Raw genomic sequence first — 316 nt, forward strand, 5'->3', positions numbered from 1 at the left:
CATGCCATATTGATCGTCGTCTGATTACGGGCGCGAGCCCCAAGGCCGCAAATGCTTTTGGTCGACTGGCTTCAGAAACACTGCTTAAATAAATGCTCAAGCTAGAAATTGATCGCAAGGCAACTCAACGAACGCCCTCGCAAGACCTTGCAATATCAAACGCCAGCAGAGAAGTTCGCAGAGTGTGTTGCGTCGACCGGTGGAGATCGCCGCCGTTTGCGGACATGGTCAGGTTGACCGAGAACTGGACTTTCGCTGCGAACTTAATGCGATGAACACTGGGGCGGCCGTGGCCGCCCCAGTGTTCTAAATCAAA

The 316-nt window shown here is 53.2% G+C and carries 1 protein-coding gene; it reads right to left on the reverse strand.

The window, feature by feature from the left end; all coding sequences use genetic code 11:
• Positions 1–124: 124 nt before the first annotated feature.
• Positions 125–316: hypothetical protein (locus AB9F29_RS21830; RefSeq protein ID WP_369757239.1), on the reverse strand; the 192-nt coding region annotated here is incomplete at its 5' end.

Source organism: Falsihalocynthiibacter sp. S25ZX9 (assembly GCF_041205405.1).
GTDB lineage: Bacteria > Pseudomonadota > Alphaproteobacteria > Rhodobacterales > Rhodobacteraceae > Falsihalocynthiibacter > Falsihalocynthiibacter arcticus.